Origin of the sequence: Pseudomonas sp. S34 (assembly GCF_009866745.1) — a bacterium.
In the GTDB taxonomy this organism is placed as follows: domain Bacteria; phylum Pseudomonadota; class Gammaproteobacteria; order Pseudomonadales; family Pseudomonadaceae; genus Aquipseudomonas; species Aquipseudomonas jessenii.
The window spans coordinates 2,731,219-2,750,063 of record NZ_CP019398.1 but is presented as its reverse complement, the minus strand read 5'-3'; the positions used below and the strand labels follow the sequence as shown (position 1 = coordinate 2,750,063).

Genomic DNA, 18,845 nt, shown 5'->3' with positions numbered 1-18,845 from the left:
CGTTCGCGGTTGTAGGTGCGCAGTGTGCGCATTAGATTAGCCAATAGTTTCAGGCCTCCAGAATAAGCAGAAGGGATAAGCATGGCGCTTACTGACCAGTCCACCCGTACCCGCACCGGCGAAGAGCTCGATGCCGGCCTGATCGATCCGTACCTCAAGGCCCATATTCCAGGGCTCAGCGGCTTGCCACGGATCAGCCAGTTTCCGGGCGGCGCTTCAAACCTCACTTACTTGCTGGAATACCCCGAACAGGAATTCGTCCTGCGTCGCCCGCCCTTCGGCCACAAGGCCAAGTCGGCCCACGACATGGGCCGTGAATTCCGCATCCTCAATCAACTGCGCGACGGTTTTCCGTACTGCCCGAAAGCCTACGTGCACTGCACCGACGAATCGGTGATCGGTGCCGAGTTCTATGTCATGGAACGGGTCAACGGCATCATCCTGCGCTCGGACCTGCCGCCGGAGCTGGGCCTGGATTCGGCGAAAACCGAAGCCCTGTGCAAGAGTTTCATCGACAAGTTCGTGGAACTGCATCGCGTCGACTACAACGCCTACGGCCTGGGTGACCTGGGTAAACCCGAAGGCTACGTGGCGCGACAAATCAAAGGCTGGAGCGATCGCTACGAAAAGGCCCTGACCCCCGATGCGCCACAATGGGAAGCGGTCAAGGCCTGGCTCAACGACAAGATGCCGGCCGACCATCCGACCTCCAGCATCGTGCACAACGACTACCGCTTCGACAACGTGATCCTCGACCCGAACAACCCGATGCAGATCATCGGCGTGCTCGACTGGGAACTGACCACCCTGGGCGATCCGCTGATGGACCTGGGCAACACCCTCGCCTACTGGATCGAAGCCGATGATCCGGCGCCGGTGCAGATGATGCGCCGCCAGCCGAGCCACGCGCCGGGCATGCTCACCCGCCGCGAGTTCGTCGATTACTATGCCGAACGCTCGGGCATACGCATCGACAATTTCGACTTCTACTACACCTACGGCCTGTTCCGCCTGGCTGGCATCGTGCAGCAGATCTACTACCGCTTCTACCATGGCCAGACCCAGGACAAACGCTTCGCGCAGTTCATTCACATGAACAAGCTGCTGGAGCAGATGAGCTTGCAGGTCATTTCGAAATCCAGCCTCTGACCGTATGCGATCCCTGTAGGAGCGAGCCCGCTCGCGAAGATCGTGAACGACAACGCGCACTGACTGGCCTCAACTGAACAGCATTAGCCGCAACACGGCATTTGACTCGATAACAAGACTTTTCATAAGGGAATCCCATGTCCAAGACTCAGTTGTTCGACCTCGACGGCAAGATCGCTTTCGTCTCCGGCGCCAGCCGTGGCATCGGTGAAGCCATCGCCAAACTACTGGCCCAGCAAGGCGCCCACGTGATCGTGTCGAGCCGCAAGCTTGAAGGCTGCCAGCACGTCGCCGACGCCATCATCGCCGCCGGCGGCAAGGCCACCGCCATTGCCTGCCACATCGGCGAGATGGAACAGATCAGCCAGGTCTTCGCCGGCATCAAGGAACAGTTCGGGCGCCTGGACATCCTGGTCAACAACGCCGCGACCAACCCGCAGTTCTGCAACGTGCTGGACACCGACCTCAGCGCCTTCCAGAAAACCGTCGACGTGAACATCCGCGGCTACTTCTTCATGTCGGTCGAAGCCGGCAAGCTGATGCGCGAAAACGGCGGCGGCAGCATCATCAACGTGGCGTCGATCAACGGTGTTTCACCGGGTATCTTCCAGGGCATCTACTCGGTGACCAAGGCGGCGGTGATCAACATGACCAAAGTCTTCGCCAAGGAATGTGCGCAATTCGGGATTCGCTGCAATGCCTTGCTGCCGGGTCTGACCGACACCAAGTTCGCCTCGGCACTGGTGAACAACGAAGCCATCCTGAACACCGCTTTGCAACAGATCCCGCTCAAGCGCGTGGCTGACCCAAGCGAAATGGCCGGCGCAGTGCTGTACCTGGCCAGCGATGCTTCCAGCTACACCACCGGCGTTTCGCTGAATGTGGATGGCGGCTTCCTGTCCTGATCATCTGAACAGCACAAATCCCTGTGGGAGCGAGCTTGCTCGCGATGGCGTTATCAGGTTCAACATCGATATTGACCGATACCCCGCTATCGCGAGCAAGCTCGCTCCCACAGAGTGAAACCCGGATTTACTGCGTGACGCAACGAGTCGTGGTGGTGACTCGGGTCACCTGCCCGTCTTCAGCCCGTACATCGCCCAGGACATCGGTTTTATCCATGGCCTGGCAAGTGCGTTCAGGAGGGGGTGGAGTGACCGCTGGAGGGGGTGGCGGACTGGCACAGCCGCCGAGGATCGCCACGCAGAATGCCAGCGACAAGGGTGAGATAACGCGTTTCCCAAGAGTTTTCATAGGTTGACCCGCGATAAGTGATAGACACATTTTTGTGACAACAAAACCGGCGCGCAAAATCCATGCACCTGTCAAAAAAATAAATATCTGCGAATCACTTATAGCCAAATCCGTAGCCAGCACCCGTAAAAGCTGACACTTCTTACATCACCGAATCAGGGCGCTGCAAGGAATTGCTGTCCAGTTCGTAACGCAGTTCTTCGGTCAATGCGGTGACCGATAGTGCGTTTGTAGGTTAACCCTGCCCCTTCGACCGGGATTCACCAGAGAACAGTCCCCCGCTCCCGCGCCCAGACAATCGCCTCGCTGCGGCTGTGCACATTGAGCTTGGAGTACACCGTCGCCACATGGTTGCGCACTGTGTTCGGTGCCAGTTTCAGGCGCGCGGCGATGTCCTTGTCGGCCAGGCCTTCGCAGATCAGACCCAGTACATCGCGCTCACGGGCGGTTAGTTGCCCAGTGCTGGCCCGGTCGGTGACATCGTCCATGATCAAGACCAGCGATTCCGGCTTGCCACGGCCGTCAACCAATACCAGGCTGCGCACGCGATGGACCCAGGTGCGCGCTTCGTTCCCCGCCGATGTCACCTCCACCAGCACATCGCTGAACGTCTCGCCACGGGCCACCCGACTGATCGGGTAGCTGTCGGCCGGCACGAGGTGATTGTTGCGATAACGCAAGGCGAAGCGTTTGACATAGGCCTTGGCGTTGCTGCCCAGGTCGCTGATCTGCGAGGCACCGTGCATGGCCAGCGCAGCCTCGTTGGCCCACAGGATGCTCTGGTCGGGATCGAGCAGAATCACCCCGTCGGACAAGCCGGCGATGATTTGCTGCAACTGGCGACGATTGGTCTCCGAGGTCAGGACGTGCTGGCTCATTTCGACTCCACAAGTATGGTGCCCCTGTGAAGAATACGACCGCCGGAGTTTTGGTTAGTGCAACGAACCTTGGGGCAGCGGGCTTGCTCGCGAAAGCGGTGGAGTTGGTCAGCGAAAAGCCTGGAGGGCCGGTGGTCCTTTGACTATTGCACGTTAAAGGACGCGTCAAGCCCCGCCAACTTGTCCGGATTACGCATGATGAAAACCCGATTCACCCGCCCGGTTTCATCGAAAGCAAACGTCATCGACGCGGTGATAACACCGTCGGCCTTGATGATGGCGCCTCGGGCCCCATTGATTTCAACGGGCAGCCATTCACAGGTTTGCCAATAGGCGTGCAACGACTGGCCAATGAAATCCAGCACGCTTTCGATGCCAAACAGCGTTTCACGGATCGCCGAAGCCTTGCCGCCGCTGTCGGCGCAGAGTTCGACGTCTTCGCTCAGTATCACGCTCAAGTTCGCCGTGGAACCACTGGTGATGGCGTTGTGGAAGGCACTGAGCAACTGGTTTTGGCGAGCAGGTTCCGGTTGATAGCGGGCCTGGGCACTGCCAAGACTCGCCTTGGCCCGAGACACCAGTTTGCGGCAAGCGGCTTCCTGCACCCCGACCGCATCGGCAACCTGCGGGTAATCCATGTCGAAGATTTCGTACAGCAGGTACGCGGCACGCTCCTTGGGTGTCAGCCGCTCCAGCAACAACACGAACGCGGTGGACAGCGACGAAGCCAGTTCATGCATGTGCTCGGGTGAGTCCTGATGCGCCGTGTGGATCGGCTCCGGCAGCCAGGTACCGATGTAATCTACCCGGGACTTGTGCGCCGACCGTAGCAGGTCAATGCAATGGCGGGTGCAGGCGGTGGTAAGCCAGGCGGCCGGCGTGGCGATGGAGGCCCGGTCGGCCTCCAGCCACTTGATGAACAACTCTTGCACCGCATCCTCGGCTTCGGCGCGCGAACCGAGAATGCGATAGGCCAGACCAAGCAAAAAGGGCCGCCGCTGCTCGAACACAGTGGCGGCGTTTTCAGCGCAGTTCATCAATCAGTGCCTCGACACCTGCAAGCGGTTCCACAGGTTGATCATGCCGATCTCGGCCGTCAAGGCGCCGATCTGTTCGTCATTGAAATACGCCCTCAGTTCACCGCGCAGGCTGGCGTAATCGGTTTTTTCATCCAGTACCGTCAAGGCTTCGGTCCACGCCAGCGCGGCGCGCTCCGCAGGGCTGAAATCACTGACGTGACGCCAGACGATCAGGCGATCCAGACGCTCGTCGGTTTCATTGGCTTCCCGGGCTTCGCGGGTGTGCATCTTCACGCAAAAACCGCATTGGTTGATCTGCGAGGCGCGCAGGTGGATCAAGTGCTTGAGGCCTGGATCAAGATCATGCTGATCGAGCGCGACATGAACCTGGGTCAGGCTTTCGAAAACCTGTGGAATCGATTGCAGCAGGTTGACCGCTTGGGTGTTGGACGACATCGTGTTGCTCCACTGATTGAGGGATTCAACAGGATGACGATTGAGGGTTGGGGGTTGTGACGTGCGCTGATTCATTCAGCGCACGTCACTCGGTTCAAGCAGCCAACTCTCCCTTCGCAAGTGCCGCCGAAGCCGCCAGCATTGCCCGCAACAGCACCGCACACCCGGCCGCCAGGTCATCCGGCGCGGCGTTTTCGATTTCGTTGTGGCTGATGCCGCCTTCGCACGGCACGAAGATCATCCCGGCCGGGCCGAGTTCGGCGAGGAAGATCGCGTCGTGGCCCGCGCCGCTGACAATGTCCATATGCGACAGGCCCAGGCTTTGGGCGGCGCCGCGTACCGCTTCGACGCAGCCCTTGTCGAAGTACAACGGTGGGAAGTCGGCCGTTGGCGTGAGTTCGAAGGTCAGGCCGTGTTCGTCGCAGGTGGTTTCGATGACTTCACGCACTTCGGCAATCATCGAGTCCAGGCGCGCCGGTTCCAGGTGCCGGAAGTCCAGGGTCATGCGCACTTCGCCAGGGATGACGTTGCGCGAGCCGGGATAGGCTTGCAGGCAACCGACGGTGCCGCAGGCATGGGGTTGATGGCTGAGGGCGGCGCGGTTGAGCGCACCGACGATCACCGCGGCGCCGACCAGAGCGTCCTTGCGCAGGTGCATCGGGGTCGGGCCGGCGTGGGCTTCGACGCCGCGCAGCTTGAGGTCAAACCATTTCTGCCCGAGGGCGCCCATGACCACGCCTATGGTCTTGCGTTCGTCTTCCAGTATCGGGCCTTGCTCGATGTGGGCTTCAAAGTAGGCGCCGACTTTGTGGCCGCTGACTTTGCGCGGCCCGGCGTAACCAATGGCATTCAGTGCCTGCCCCACCGTCACGCCCTCGGCATCGACCTTGGCCAGGGTTTCCTCGAGGGTGAATTTTTCCGCGAACACGCCGGAACCCATCATGCACGGGGCGAAGCGCGAGCCTTCTTCGTTGGTCCAGACCACCACTTCCAGCGGCGCTTCGGTTTCGATGTTGAGGTCGTTGAGGGTACGCAGCACTTCGACGCCGGCCAGCACACCGAAGCAGCCATCGAACTTGCCGCCGGTGGGCTGGGTGTCGATGTGGCTGCCGGTCATCACCGGTGGCAGGTCGGGATTGCGCCCGGGGCGACGGGCGAAGATGTTGCCGACGGCGTCGATGCTGACGGTGCAGCCGGCATCGATACACCATTTGACGAAGATGTCCCGGGCCTGGCGATCCAGATCGGTCAGGGCCAGGCGACACACGCCGCCCTTGACCGTGGCGCCGAGCCTGGCCAGTTCCATGAGCGATTGCCACAGGCGGTCGCGGTTGATGTGCTGATGGCTGGACTGCAGAACGTCTACGGCCGCGTTCATGATGATCTCCTCAGGCTGTTCTTATCGGTTTCTCTCAAGCATTTTTTGGTGTGTTTGAGGCCCTCTTCGCGAGCAAGCCCGCTCCCACCTTTGGAATGCATTCCCCGTGTGGGAGCGGGCTTGCTCGCGAAGAGGCCAGTCATCACACCGCAGATTTCGCGACAGACGGACTAGGCCGTATCACACTCAACCCGTAATAAATAACCCCACCCAGCGCCGAGCCAGTGAACCAGCCATAGCTGTAGAACCAGCTGAACGCATCGCTGCCCAGGGACAGCAGCGTCAGCACCACCGGCACACCAAACGCGATGAACCCGCTCCAGTTCCACGCCGGATACACGTCATCGCGATACAGGCCGGCGAGGTCCAGTTGCTGCTTCTTGATCAGGAAATAGTCCACCACCATGATCCCGGCGATCGGCCCCAGCAGGCTGGAATAGCCGAGCAACCAGTTGGAATAGACCGTTTCCAGGCTGAGATCGGAAACGATCAGGCCGAGCTTTTTCAGCAGTTCATGGGCCATCAGCGCCAGTCCGACCAGCCCGGTGAGGATTACCGCTTTGGTCCGGTTGATCGCCTTGGGGGCGATGTTCTGGAAATCGTTGGTGGGCGATACGATATTGGCTGCGGTGTTGGTCGACAGCGTGGCGATGATGATCAGCGCCATGGCCAGCGCCACCCAGACCGGACTCTGGATATGGCCGATCAGGGTCACCGGGTCGGACACCGTCACCCCCACCAGCTTCACCGAGGCGGCGGTCATCACCACGCCCAGGGAGGCAAACAGGAACATGGTCAGCGGCAAGCCGATGATCTGCCCGACAATCTGGTCCTTCTGGCTTTTCGCGTAGCGGCTGAAGTCGGGGATGTTCAGCGACAGCGTGGCCCAGAACCCGACCATCGCGGTCAGCCCGGCCGCGAAGTAACTGGCCACGCCCGCGCCTTCGGGGCGCTTGGCCGGGATCGCCAGTAACTCGGTCATCGACACGTTGGGCATGGCCCACACCAACAGCCCTACCCCCACCAGCACCAACAGCGGTGCCGAGAGCGTTTCCAGCCATTTGATCGACTCGGCACCGCGAATCACCACCCACAGGTTCAGCGCCCAGAACACCATGAAGCCGATGACCTCACCGGTGCCGCCCAGGGACTTCCAGCCCTCGAACACCGAGCCGAGGAACAGGTGAATCGCCAGCCCGCCGAACATGGTCTGGATGCCGAACCAGCCACACGCCACCAGGGCGCGGATCAGGCACGGAATGTTGGAGCCGAGCACGCCGAAGGACGAGCGCAGCAACACCGGAAAGGGAATACCGTATTTGGTGCCGGGAAAGGCGTTAAGCGTCAGGGGAATCAGCACGATGATGTTGGCAAACAGAATCGCCAGCAGCGCTTCACCGACGGTCAGGCCGAAGTACGCGGTCAGCACACCACCAAGGGTGTAGGTCGGCACGCAGATCGCCATGCCTACCCACAGCGCGGTGATGTGCCATTTGTTCCAGGTGCGTTCACGCACCTTGGTCGGTGCAATGTCGTGGTTGTAACGGGGACTGTCGAGGACATCGCTGCCGGCTTCAAGCTCGAACAAGCCGTCGCGCTCGGTCACTTGCGATCTGATCTGTTGCATGGCCGCTCCACTGTTCTTTGAATTATTTTTTGCTCATCGGGGGCTGGCGGCATCAATAAACGTGCCGGGTGCCCCGCTTACGCATCGGGCAGTTCCATAAACACTCTGTAAGCAACTGATGTTTATCAGTTTTATGCAGTCAACGATGCAGTCCTCAGTTGCATGTCATGCCACTCAGGCCGAATGCCAGGCAAGTTGTCCTGACAGTCAGGACTCAATCTGGTGCGTTGATCTTTTTTTCAATGGCTGCGCATCAACCATAGACCATACTCAAACAGCTGATTTCACATAAGAAATCTTGACTATTTTTCGATCCTGTCAAGTGCGTCAAAATGGTGAACGGCTTCACCATTTTGGTGATTCTTATAATTAATCTTTTAATATCAATTAGTTAATAACTGCATAAGCTTATAAAAAATATTCTTGCCGATTCGGATAACTGCAGCTAGCGTTTAATCCTGACAGCACTGACAGGAATAAATCTGACCGGGCTGTTTTTATATAGAACATCTAGAACCGGCATAAACCGGTCATTGCCTGCGAGGAACTCGGAATGTCTCTGTTGATCCGTGGCGCCACCCTGATTACCCATGATGAAAGTTATCGCGCCGATGTGTATTGCGCAGACGGCGTGATCAAGGCCATCGGCGAAAATCTCGATGTACCTGCAGGCGCCGAAGTGCTCGACGGCAGCGGCCAATACCTGATGCCCGGCGGCATCGACCCGCACACCCACATGCAACTGCCCTTCATGGGCACCGTGGCCAGCGAAGACTTCTACAGCGGCACGGCGGCCGGACTGGCCGGCGGCACCACGTCGATCATCGACTTCGTGATTCCCAACCCGCAGCAATCCTTGCTCGAAGCCTTCCATCAGTGGCGCGGCTGGGCCGAGAAGTCGGCGTCGGACTATGGCTTTCACGTCGCCATCACCTGGTGGAGCGAACAGGTCCGCGAAGAAATGGCCGAACTGGTCAGCCAGCACGGCGTCAACAGCTTCAAGCATTTCATGGCCTACAAGAACGCGATCATGGCCGCCGATGACACCCTGGTGGCGAGTTTCGAACGCTGCCTGGAACTGGGCGCGGTGCCGACCGTTCATGCGGAAAACGGTGAACTGGTGTATCACCTGCAACGCAAGCTGATGGCCCAGGGCATCACCGGACCGGAAGCGCATCCGCTGTCGCGGCCTTCACAGGTTGAGGGCGAGGCCGCGAGCCGGGCGATCCGCATCGCCGAAACCCTGGGCACGCCACTGTATCTGGTGCACGTCTCGACCAAGGAAGCCCTGGACGAAATCACCTACGCCCGGGGCAAGGGCCAGCCGGTCTACGGCGAAGTACTGGCCGGGCACCTGCTGCTGGACGACAGCGTCTACCGCGATCCGGACTGGCAAACCGCCGCCGGTTACGTGATGAGCCCGCCGTTCCGCCCCCGCGGCCATCAAGAGGCGCTCTGGCATGGCCTGCAATCGGGCAACCTGCACACCACCGCCACCGACCACTGCTGCTTCTGCGCCGAGCAAAAAGCCGCTGGCCGCGACGACTTCAGCAAGATCCCCAACGGCACCGCCGGCATCGAAGACCGCATGGCGGTGTTGTGGGATGAAGGCGTGAACAGCGGACGCTTTTCGATGCAGCAATTCGTCGCGCTGACGTCCACCAACACGGCGAAGATCTTCAACCTCTACCCACGCAAAGGCGCGATTCGTGTGGGTGCCGATGCCGACCTGGTGCTGTGGGACCCGCAAGGCACGCGGACCATTTCCGCCAAGACCCACCATCAGCAGGTGGACTTCAACATCTTCGAAGGCAAGACCGTGCGCGGCGTGCCCAGCCACACCATCAGCCAGGGCCGCGTGGTCTGGGCCGACGGCGACCTGCGGGCCGAACGCGGGGCCGGGCGCTACATCGAACGACCGGCGTATCCGGCGGTGTTTGATTTGCTGAGCAAGCGGGCCGAGTTGAATCAGCCGGTTGCCGTGAAACGCTGAAAGCGGCCTTCGGCCTATCGCGAGCAAGCTCGCTCCCACAGGGATCTCGGGTGTTCACAAAACCTGTGGGAGCGGGCTTGCTCGCGAAGAGGCCGGTACAGACAACGAAAAACAATGCCCATTCAGAGGCAGCACCTCAAATAACCGTGAGGCCAAAACCGTGATCAAGACCCTGGACCACCTCCCGCATCCCGTTGAGAATGCGGCCGCCCTCGCCGGCCATTTCACCGATCTGGCGCCGCCGCTCAACGAGCGCCAGGCGCACCTGGAAGCCTCGCGCTGCCTGTATTGCTACGACGCCCCCTGCGTGAATGCCTGTCCGAGCGAGATCGACATTCCCTCGTTCATCCGCAACATTGCGCAGGACAACGTGCAAGGCGCCGCGCAGAAAATCCTCTCGGCCAACATCCTCGGCGGCAGTTGCGCCCGGGTGTGCCCGACGGAGATTCTTTGCCAGCAAGCCTGCGTGCGCAACAACGCCCACGAATGTGCGCCAGTGATGATCGGTCTGTTGCAGCGCTATGCCGTGGACAACGCGCACTTCAGCGAACACCCCTTCCCCCGCGCCGCGGCCACCGGCAAACGCATCGCCGTGGTGGGTGCCGGTCCGGCCGGTTTGTCCTGCGCCCACCGCAGTGCCATGCACGGGCATGACGTGGTGATTTTCGAGGCGCGGGAAAAGGCTGGCGGCCTCAACGAGTACGGAATCGCCAAATACAAACTGGTGGATGACTACGCGCAAAAGGAGCTTGAGTTCTTGTTGGAGATTGGCGGCATCGAAATCCGCCACGGGCAGAAACTCGGGGAGAACCTGACCCTCAGTGAACTGCATCAACAGTTCGATGCGGTGTTCCTCGGCCTCGGGCTCAATGCCAGCAAACAACTGGGTCTGGCCCACGAAGACGCCCCCGGCCTGCTCGCCGCCACCGACTACATCCGCGAACTGCGCCAGGCCGATGACCTGAGCCAACTGCCCCTGGCCGACCACTGCATTGTCCTCGGCGCAGGCAACACCGCCATCGACATGGCGGTGCAAATGGCCCGCCTCGGCGCCCACGATGTGAATCTGGTGTACCGCCGTGGCATCGAGGACATGGGGGCCACCCATCACGAACAGGAGATTGCCAAGGCCAATCAGGTGCGGCTGATGACCTGGGCTCAACCCGAAGAAGTGTTGCTCGATGACCATGGCCGCGTGCGCGGCATGCGTTTCGCCCGCACCCGTCTGGTGGAAGACCGCCTGCAAACCACCGGTGAAACCTTCGAACTGGCCGCCGACGCGATCTTCAAGGCCATCGGCCAGACCTTCGACGGCAGCGCCCTCAGCGATCCGCTGGCCCGAGAACTCAAGCGTCAGGGCGAACGCATCGAAGTCGATGAGCAACTGCGCACCAGCATCCCCGGCGTGTATGCCGGCGGCGACTGCACCAGCCTCGATCAAGACCTTACCGTGCAAGCCGTGCAGCATGGCAAGCGCGCCGCCGAGGCGATCAACGCTCAACTGATGCTCAACGTGGAGGCTGCGTAAATGGCCGATCTGTCGATTGTCTTCGCCGGCATCAAAGCACCCAATCCATTCTGGCTGGCCTCCGCGCCGCCGACCGACAAGGCCTACAACGTGGTCCGCGCCTTCGAGGCCGGCTGGGGTGGCGTGGTCTGGAAAACCCTGGGTGAAGACCCGGCGGCGGTGAACGTGTCGTCGCGCTACTCGGCACACTTCGGGGCTAACCGGGAGGTGCTGGGCTTTAACAACATCGAGCTGATCACCGACCGCTCGCTGGAGATCAACCTGCGGGAAATCACCCAGGTCAAAAAGGACTGGCCGGACCGTGCGCTGATCGTGTCCTTGATGGTGCCCTGCGTCGAAGAATCCTGGAAACACATCCTGCCGCTGGTGGAAGCCACTGGCGCCGACGGCATCGAGCTGAACTTCGGTTGCCCCCACGGCATGCCGGAACGCGGCATGGGCGCGGCGGTCGGCCAGGTGCCGGAATACGTGGAACAGGTCACCCGCTGGTGCAAAACGTATTGCTCGCTGCCGGTGATCGTCAAGCTCACGCCGAACATCACCGACATCCGTGTCGCCGCCCGCGCCGCCCACCGTGGCGGTGCCGATGCGGTGTCGCTGATCAACACCATCAATTCGATCACCAGCGTTAACCTCGAACGCATGGTCGCCAATCCCATGGTCGGCAGCCAAAGCACCCACGGCGGTTACTGCGGCTCGGCCGTCAAGCCGATTGCCTTGAACATGGTCGCCGAAATCGCCCGCGACCCGCAGACCCAGGGCCTGCCGATCAGCGGGATCGGCGGCATTGGCAACTGGCGCGATGCGGCGGAATTCATCGCGCTCGGCAGTGGCTCGGTGCAGGTCTGCACGGCGGCGATGCTGCATGGCTTCCGGATTGTCGAAGACATGAAGGACGGCTTGTCACGCTGGATGGACAGTCAGGGCTATGCCAGCATTTCGGAATTTTCCGGCCGCGCGGTGGGCAACACCACGGACTGGAAGTACCTGGACATCAACTACCAGGTGATCGCGAAAATCGATCAGGAGGCTTGTATCGGTTGCGGTCGCTGCCATATCGCTTGTGAAGACACCTCGCACCAGGCCGTGGCCAGCCTCAAGCAAGCGGATGGCACTCACAAGTATCAAGTGATCGATGAGGAGTGCGTGGGCTGCAACCTGTGCCAGATCACCTGCCCTGTGCAGGACTGCATCGAGATGGTGCCGGTGGAGACCGGCAAGCCGTTCCTGGACTGGAATCATGATCCGAGGAATCCGTATCACGTCAGCCCTTGATGCCGGCGGCGCCTGAGCTGACGCCTTCGCGAGCAAGCTCGCTCCCACAGTGGATTTGTGTCGTACATCAAACCTGAGTACACCAATGATCCCTGTGGGAGCGGGCTTGCTCGCGAAGAGGCCAGCCACTGCAACACAAATCTCAAGGCGTCAATCCAATCTCTTGCGACTGCACCAAACGCTGATATCCCCCTGATCATCGCCAAAACACCTCATTGCCTATCAGTTCTGCTAGTAGACGCTCCGCCAAAAAAGTCTGAGGCTGATTCGGTCAAATTGCCGAAGGGAATTCGTCCCATGAAAATACTGCGTCGCTATAAATACGATCCCCTGGACCGCCTGGCGGGATTGCAGGCGCAAGAGCAGGCATTCACACAACGCTTCTATCAAGAGAACGACCTGGTGACGGAACTGGGGGAAGAGGATCAGCAAACGATCCTTCGTCATGGGGAGCAACCCTTGGCGCAACGGCAGACCCTGGCCGGCGCCACTGACACCCTTCTATTGGCAACAGATCAGGCGCATTCGGTATTGCAAACCCTTTCAGCGACCGGTCGCGAGCGCATGGCTTACTCCGCGTACGGACACCGTCCGGCTGACAGTGGATTGAGCAGTTTGCTCGGGTTTAACGGTGAATGCCTTGACGGTATTACTGGTCATTATTTGCTAGGGCAAGGGAAGCGGGCTTTTAATCCGGTATTGATGCGATTTAACAGTCCGGATGAGTTGAGTCCTTTTGGTGAAGGTGGGATTAATCCATATGCGTACTGCGGGGGAGATCCGATCAATTTCCAAGACCCGACAGGAAATATTAAATTACGTATTGTTCTAAATCACTTCCAATTGCCAGGTATTGCTAAAAAATCAAATAGCATAGCAAAGCCAGCAACTGGTCCAACCAAGGCAACTATATCAACAGCGGTTCAACCAATCGCACACGCCCCTCAATTTGAGCTTGGCGTGCCAGTAGCAATTCCCAAGAGCCAGCTAAAGACCAATCAAAGACCAAGAAAAACTCCATCTAAAAGTACGTTGGCTACTAGAAATCTGAAAAACAGGGCTAAAGAATACGATAAATATATTTCTGAAAACCCAGGACACCATCCGACGCCCCCTTCAAAATACCAAGATAAACTGAACAGGCGCCGAGGTGAACTTGAAGAGGCTAAAAATCGCAACGCATCGAAAACAGAAATTAATATGCATCGAGTAAACTATCTTCGCGCTCTTCGAACCTTTAAAGCTCAGGCAATTAAAGCAATTGATCTGACAGCGAAAAAAGTTCGAACCTCATGAAGTAAAACACAACTCACCATTAACTAAGTTGCTTACCCCTTCGCCGACGCTTCTAGGGCTCCAACCCAATCCCCCGCAAAATCACACTGGTCACCGTCTGCACCGCTTTCTCGAACTGCATGTCCGACAGCGGCTGATGGTCGTTGAGAATATTCACCTGGTGATCGAAGTCGGCGTAGTGCTGGGTCGAGGCCCAGATCATGTACAGCAGGCTCGAGGGCTCCACCGGCAGGATGCGTTTGTCGTCCACCCACTGGCGGATTTTCGCTTCCTTCATCTTGGCCCAGTCGTACAGGCTCGCATCCAGCGCTTCGCCGAGGGTCGGCGCGCCATGGATGATTTCGTTGGCCCAGACTTTCGAGCCATAGGGCCGGCTGCGGGAATGGTTCATCTTGGCGCGGATGTAGCTGCTGAGCACCACACGCGGGTCATCGAACATCTCGAAGCACAGCGCATCCTGCTTCCAGACTTCCAGCAAGTCGAACAGCACGGCGCTGTACAACTCGGTCTTGGTGCTGAAGTAGTAGTGCAGGTTGGAGCGCGGCAGTTGTACTTCAGCGGCGATGTCGGCCATGGCGGTGCTGCCAAAGCCCTTTTCAGCGAAGACTTTTTCCGCCCCCAGCAGGATTTTTTCGACGTTACTGCGACGAATCTCGATCTTGTGATTGCCCATGCGGATCCCCGACAACAACGTTGAGCAAGACTAGCATCCGCTCTGGATCGCGGCGACAGGGGAAAACGAAACTTCGTGCAGCCACTGTCGTAAAGCTAAACTCTGCGCACTTGGAAACTGCCTGAGGTACCCACGATGTTGCTCAGGAAAAACCTGACCGTCGCGGCCCTGCTCGGCACGCTGCCTCCGATGATTTCCAGCTGACAATCCAATCCCTTGTGGGAGCGAGCTTTTGTGGCGAGGGGGCTTGCCCCCGTTCGGCTGCGCAGCAGTCGTAAATATAAACTCCTCGATATGCCTGAAAGTCGTAGGGGCCGCTTCGCGACCCAACGGGGGCAAGCCCCCTCGCCACAGGGAACGGTGCAAGCCTTGAAAATCACACAGCAGGTCAACATGTCGCTAACACTGATCGAACTCGAAGACGAATTCACCCGCCTCACCCTCGCACCCGAGCTTGGCGCCAGCATCGTCAACTGGACGGTGCGCAGCACCGGACAGCCCTTGTTGCGGCACGCCGATGAGCACGCCCTGAATACCGGCCTGCCCGGCAAACTCGGCTGCTTTCCCTTGATCCCCTGGTCCAACCGCATCGCCGATGGCGGTTTCGATTGCCCCGATGGCTGGCTGGCACTGGCGCCCAACAGCCTCACCGATCCCCTGCCGATTCACGGCAGCGCCTGGCAGCAGCCGTGGGACGTGGTTTCCCGGTCGGAAAATGAAGTGGTCCTGCAACTCGACGGCACAACCCCCTTCGCTTATCGCACCCGGCAACGTTTCCAATTGAGCGCGGGCAAGCTGAGCATCGAACTGCACGTCACACACCTGGCCGAGCACGCTGCGTGGCATGGCCTGGGATTGCATCCGTATCTGCCGCGCACCGCGAACACCCGACTACAGGCACCTGCCCGGCATGTGTGGTTGTGCGACAGGGCAAAACTGCCGACAGAACTCAGCGCATTGCCGCTCGAGTGGGATTTCCAGCAACTGAAGGCATTGCCCGAATCGCTGGTGGACAATGGCTTCTGCGAATGGAACGGTCACTGCCTGATCGAGCAAGCGGATCTTGGTTACACGCTCGACTGCCAGGCCACCGGCAGCGATTACTACCTGCTGTACTGCCCCGTGGGCCTGGAGTTTTTCTGCATCGAGCCGGTGAGCCATCCGGTCAACGCGCACCACCTGCCCGGTCGGCCGGGGTTGCGTTTGCTGGAACAGGGCCAATCCACCGAACTGGGTTTCACCCTGCAGTATCGACCGCTTCAGGCAGATGCTCCCAACAGTTGACTCAACACCGCTCGCAACTTGCCGGGCTTCACCGGTTTGTTCAGCAAGGGTGCGTTGAGCCGCTGCAACGCACGCCGACATTGGTCGGTGCGGTCGGCGGTAATGATCACCGCGGGAATGTCCTGGTGGAAATGCTCGCGTAAATGTCGCACCACATCACAGCCGACCACCCCGTGATCGAGGTGATAGTCCGCGAGAATCAGCTCCGGCGCCTGTCCGCTTAGCGCCGTCAGCGCAGCCGCTTCATCGGTGGCGACCAGAACGTCGCAGCCCCACTGCCCGAGCAACGCGCCCATGCTTTCGAGAATGCTCACTTCGTTGTCGATCACCAGTAAACGGCGGCCCGGCAACGGATTGCCGGTGCCCGGTTGTGGTACCGCCTGGCTCACGGGCAACGGAACCTCGTCGGATATCGGCACCTCGATGCTGAACATCGAACCCCGCCCCGGCAACGAGTACACGCCGATCCTATAGCCAAGGATCTTGGCGATGCGCTCGACGATCGCCAGCCCCAGGCCCACGCCCTTGCGGTCGGCGGCGCGACCGACGTCCAGTTGGTTGAACTCGAGGAAGATCGAATCGAGCCGGTCGGCGGCGATGCCACGCCCGGTGTCCCAGACCTCCAGGCGCAGCATCTCGCCCCGACGCCTTACCGCCAGCAGGATGCTGCCTTCATCGGTGTAGCGGCAGGCATTGCTGAGGAAGTTGCGCAGGATCCGCGTCATCAGGCGCAAGTCGGTGCTGATGGCGTAATCGGCCATGCGCACCCGCAGGTTCAAGCCGGCCGCCTGGGCGACGGACTGGAACTCCGACACCAGCGGCCCAAGCAGTTCGTCGAGGCGGTACGACGCGATGTCCGGCTTGACCGCGGCCTGATCGAGCCGGGAAATGTCGAGCAGATCCGTCAGCAGGTCTTCGGCCCCTTCCAGGGCCTGGTGAGTGCGTTCCACCAGCACCTGTTCGGCTTCCGGCAATTGGCGTTCGCGCAAGGTCGAAATCAGCAACCGCGCGGCGTTCAGCGGTTGCAGCAGGTCGTGGCTGGCGGCGGCGAGGTATTTGTCCTTGCTGTGATTGGCGGCCTCGGCGGCATCGCGGGCATCGCGCAAGGCCTTGGCGATCTGTTTACGCTGGATGATCTGCTGCTGAAGGTTGCGGTTGGCTTCGAGCAGTTCATTGGTGCGCGAGACGACGCGCAGCTCCAGTTCGTCATTGAGTTGCTGCAGGCGTTGCTGGGCCTGTTTGCGCTCGGTGATATCGGAGACGAACCCCTCCACCAGCCCTTCCTGGCCGGGCTTGAGCAGCAGGTTCATCAACACATCGAGATGGCTGCCGTCCTTGCGGCGCAAGCGGGTTTCATAGCCGTGCAGGCTGCGCTGGTGCCTGAGGATCTCGCCGATGTTTTCCAGCTCCTGCGCGCCGTCGACAAACAGGGCGCCGGCCAGGTCGGTCAGGGAGAACAGCACCTCCTGCGGGTCCTGATAGCCAAGCATGCGTGCCAGCGCCGGGTTGGCGGCACGCATGCCATCGTGCAGGCTGGCCTGGAAGATCCCGTGCACCGCGTTTTCGAACAGCCACTTGTAGCGGTTACGCTCGGCTTCCAGATCATCCAGGCGCGCGGCCAGTTCCGGGTAATGACTCTTGCGCGCCGAATGGCTGCCCAGCCCCAGCAGCCCGGCCAGGGCGCGTTGTTGCTCGTCAGAGGGCTTCGCCATAGACGACCTCGACATCACGCTGGCTGGATTCGCGCGGGTTGGTCAGGATGCACGGATCATGCATCGCATGCTGCGACAGGAACGGAATGTCCGAGGTCCTGACGCCATGCAAACCGAGGGTTTCGTGAAAGCCGATGGCGTGCTTGAGGGCGATCAGGTGTTCGACCAGGCGCCCACAGATCTGCCGGTGATTCAGGCCTCGGCAGTCGATGCCGAAGGTCTCGGCGATCACCTTGAAGCGCTCCGGTGCCGAGTTGTAATTGAAGGCCACCACATGCTCGACGAGCACCGCGTTGCACAGGCCGTGGGGCAGGTCCAGAAAGCCGCCGAGGCTGTGGGACATGGCATGCACGGCGCCCAGGATGGCGTTGGAGAACGCAAGCCCGGCCTGCATGCTGCCGAGCATGATCTTCTCGCGCAGGGCGATGTCGGTCGGGTTGGCGATCATCTGCACCAGGTTGCCATTGATCAGGCGCATCGCTTCCAGCGCATGGGGGTCGGTCAACGGCCCATGGCCGGTGGACACGAAGGCTTCGATGGCATGCACCAGCGCGTCGATGCCGGTACAGGCCGACAGGAACGGGTCCATGCTCAGGGTGGTTTCCGGGTCGATCAGCGAAACGTCCGGCACCACGGCCTTGCTGACGATGGAGAACTTCATGCGCTCCTGCTGATTGGAAATGATCACGAATTGCGAGACATCGGCCGAGGTGCCGGCGGTGGTCGGAATCAGGATCAGCGGCGGGCTGGGCACGCGGATGGTGTCCACGCCCTCGAAATCGAGAATGCTGCGGCCATGGGCGACGACGATGCCGATGCCTTTGCCGCAGTCCATCGGGCTGCCACCACCGACGGCGACGATCACGTCGCAGTGGTTTTCCCGATACATCTCGGCACCGAGCATCACCTCTTCGACCCGTGGGTTGGGCGAGACATCGCTGTACAGGCAGTATTCGATGCCCAGCGCTTGCAGGCTGGCCTCGACATCGGCGACCCAGCCGGCGGCGATCACGCCGGGATCGCTGACCACCAGCACCTTGCGTGCGCCAAAGGTCTTGGCGTAATTGCCGACACTGTGTCGGCTACCGGCACCGAAGATGATTTCAGGGGAAACGAACTTGCGCAGCTGGTTGAGACTCTGGCTCATTGGAAAGCCTGTTTTTATTGTTTTGGAAGGTAGAAACCACACTAAACCATCCAGCTGCGAATGCAATCAGACCAATGGGTAGCAGGCTGGGGCGTACTCAGATTCGAATTCACCGCGGCCCCCCTGTGGGAGCGGGCTTGCTCGCGAAGAGGCCCTGTCAGTCAATATTGATGGTG

At 60.1% G+C, this 18,845-nt stretch carries 14 protein-coding genes and 1 pseudogene; 7 read left to right on the top strand and 8 right to left on the bottom strand.

The window, feature by feature from the left end; all coding sequences use genetic code 11:
• Positions 1 to 81: 81 nt before the first annotated feature.
• Positions 82 to 1,149, top strand: a complete 1,068-nt coding sequence (locus PspS34_RS12325; RefSeq protein ID WP_057715177.1) for a phosphotransferase family protein — start codon at positions 82 to 84, stop codon at positions 1,147 to 1,149.
• Positions 1,150 to 1,286: 137 nt separating this feature from the next.
• The gene (locus PspS34_RS12320) at positions 1,287 to 2,054 is read left to right on the top strand and encodes an SDR family oxidoreductase (protein ID WP_159389822.1); all 768 of its coding nucleotides are present in this window, start codon (positions 1,287 to 1,289) and stop codon (positions 2,052 to 2,054) included.
• 584 nt (positions 2,055 to 2,638) lie between these two features.
• Here PspS34_RS12320 and PspS34_RS12315 read toward each other — a convergent pair.
• From PspS34_RS12315 to PspS34_RS12295, 5 genes and pseudogenes are all read right to left on the bottom strand, one after another.
• A pseudogene (locus PspS34_RS12315) lies at positions 2,639 to 3,281 on the bottom strand (LuxR C-terminal-related transcriptional regulator).
• A gap of 143 nt (positions 3,282 to 3,424) precedes the next feature.
• Entirely contained in the window at positions 3,425 to 4,318 is an 894-nt protein-coding gene (gene sigJ, locus PspS34_RS12310) for an RNA polymerase sigma factor SigJ (RefSeq protein ID WP_159389821.1), read from the bottom strand.
• A gap of 3 nt (positions 4,319 to 4,321) precedes the next feature.
• Entirely contained in the window at positions 4,322 to 4,756 is a 435-nt protein-coding gene (locus PspS34_RS12305) for a carboxymuconolactone decarboxylase family protein (protein ID WP_159389820.1), read from the bottom strand.
• 94 nt (positions 4,757 to 4,850) lie between these two features.
• Complete coding sequence (locus PspS34_RS12300; RefSeq protein ID WP_154860146.1) at positions 4,851 to 6,134, bottom strand: Zn-dependent hydrolase; 1,284 nt, start codon at positions 6,132 to 6,134, stop codon at positions 4,851 to 4,853.
• A gap of 142 nt (positions 6,135 to 6,276) precedes the next feature.
• Positions 6,277 to 7,761, bottom strand: a complete 1,485-nt coding sequence (locus PspS34_RS12295; protein WP_159389819.1) for an NCS1 family nucleobase:cation symporter-1 — start codon at positions 7,759 to 7,761, stop codon at positions 6,277 to 6,279.
• 553 nt (positions 7,762 to 8,314) lie between these two features.
• Here PspS34_RS12295 and hydA point away from each other — a divergent pair.
• The 4 genes from hydA to PspS34_RS12275 all read left to right on the top strand — a co-directional run bounded on the left by hydA (position 8,315) and on the right by PspS34_RS12275 (position 13,853).
• A complete protein-coding gene (hydA, locus tag PspS34_RS12290) occupies positions 8,315 to 9,754 on the top strand; it encodes a dihydropyrimidinase (protein WP_090454976.1) in 1,440 nt (479 codons plus the stop codon).
• Positions 9,755 to 9,914: 160 nt separating this feature from the next.
• Positions 9,915 to 11,282, top strand: a complete 1,368-nt coding sequence (locus PspS34_RS12285; protein WP_154860149.1) for an NAD(P)-dependent oxidoreductase — start codon at positions 9,915 to 9,917, stop codon at positions 11,280 to 11,282.
• Entirely contained in the window at positions 11,283 to 12,557 is a 1,275-nt protein-coding gene (gene preA, locus PspS34_RS12280; protein WP_102672357.1) for an NAD-dependent dihydropyrimidine dehydrogenase subunit PreA, read from the top strand. It begins immediately after the preceding gene.
• Between the two features lie 57 nt (positions 12,558 to 12,614).
• Positions 12,615 to 13,853 carry an RHS repeat-associated core domain-containing protein gene (locus PspS34_RS12275; protein ID WP_238786599.1) on the top strand — a complete coding sequence of 413 codons (1,239 nt, stop codon included), beginning with the start codon at positions 12,615 to 12,617 and terminating at the stop codon, positions 13,851 to 13,853.
• A gap of 52 nt (positions 13,854 to 13,905) precedes the next feature.
• On the opposite strand, the gene PspS34_RS12270 is transcribed toward PspS34_RS12275, so the two are convergent.
• On the bottom strand, positions 13,906 to 14,526 hold the full coding sequence (locus PspS34_RS12270; protein WP_008046717.1) for a TetR/AcrR family transcriptional regulator: 621 nt from the start codon (positions 14,524 to 14,526) through the stop codon (positions 13,906 to 13,908).
• 393 nt (positions 14,527 to 14,919) lie between these two features.
• Between PspS34_RS12270 and PspS34_RS12265 the strand changes: the two genes are divergently transcribed.
• A complete protein-coding gene (locus tag PspS34_RS12265; RefSeq protein WP_159389818.1) occupies positions 14,920 to 15,810 on the top strand; it encodes an aldose 1-epimerase in 891 nt (296 codons plus the stop codon).
• Here PspS34_RS12265 and PspS34_RS12260 read toward each other — a convergent pair.
• Together PspS34_RS12260 and ercA are read right to left on the bottom strand one after the other, a co-directional pair.
• Entirely contained in the window at positions 15,786 to 17,522 is a 1,737-nt protein-coding gene (locus PspS34_RS12260; protein ID WP_159389817.1) for a NahK/ErcS family hybrid sensor histidine kinase/response regulator, read from the bottom strand. The genes PspS34_RS12265 and PspS34_RS12260 overlap by 25 nt on opposite strands.
• Positions 17,506 to 18,669, bottom strand: a complete 1,164-nt coding sequence (ercA, locus tag PspS34_RS12255; RefSeq protein ID WP_057715188.1) for an alcohol dehydrogenase-like regulatory protein ErcA — start codon at positions 18,667 to 18,669, stop codon at positions 17,506 to 17,508. The genes PspS34_RS12260 and ercA overlap by 17 nt, the downstream gene beginning before the upstream one ends.
• Between the last annotated feature and the right edge of the window lie 176 nt (positions 18,670 to 18,845).

Coding starts and splice junctions, on each gene's coding strand:
- sigJ (WP_159389821.1), bottom strand. CDS start 4,318: ATGAACTGCGCTGAAAACGCCGCCACTGTGTTCGAGCAGCGGCGGCCC.
- PspS34_RS12305 (WP_159389820.1), bottom strand. CDS start 4,756: ATGTCGTCCAACACCCAAGCGGTCAACCTGCTGCAATCGATTCCACAG.
- PspS34_RS12295 (WP_159389819.1), bottom strand. CDS start 7,761: ATGCAACAGATCAGATCGCAAGTGACCGAGCGCGACGGCTTGTTCGAG.
- PspS34_RS12265 (WP_159389818.1), top strand. CDS start 14,920: ATGTCGCTAACACTGATCGAACTCGAAGACGAATTCACCCGCCTCACC.
- PspS34_RS12260 (WP_159389817.1), bottom strand. CDS start 17,522: ATGGCGAAGCCCTCTGACGAGCAACAACGCGCCCTGGCCGGGCTGCTG.
- PspS34_RS12325 (WP_057715177.1), top strand. CDS start 82: ATGGCGCTTACTGACCAGTCCACCCGTACCCGCACCGGCGAAGAGCTC.
- PspS34_RS12320 (WP_159389822.1), top strand. CDS start 1,287: ATGTCCAAGACTCAGTTGTTCGACCTCGACGGCAAGATCGCTTTCGTC.
- PspS34_RS12270 (WP_008046717.1), bottom strand. CDS start 14,526: ATGGGCAATCACAAGATCGAGATTCGTCGCAGTAACGTCGAAAAAATC.
- preA (WP_102672357.1), top strand. CDS start 11,283: ATGGCCGATCTGTCGATTGTCTTCGCCGGCATCAAAGCACCCAATCCA.
- ercA (WP_057715188.1), bottom strand. CDS start 18,669: ATGAGCCAGAGTCTCAACCAGCTGCGCAAGTTCGTTTCCCCTGAAATC.
- PspS34_RS12300 (WP_154860146.1), bottom strand. CDS start 6,134: ATGAACGCGGCCGTAGACGTTCTGCAGTCCAGCCATCAGCACATCAAC.
- hydA (WP_090454976.1), top strand. CDS start 8,315: ATGTCTCTGTTGATCCGTGGCGCCACCCTGATTACCCATGATGAAAGT.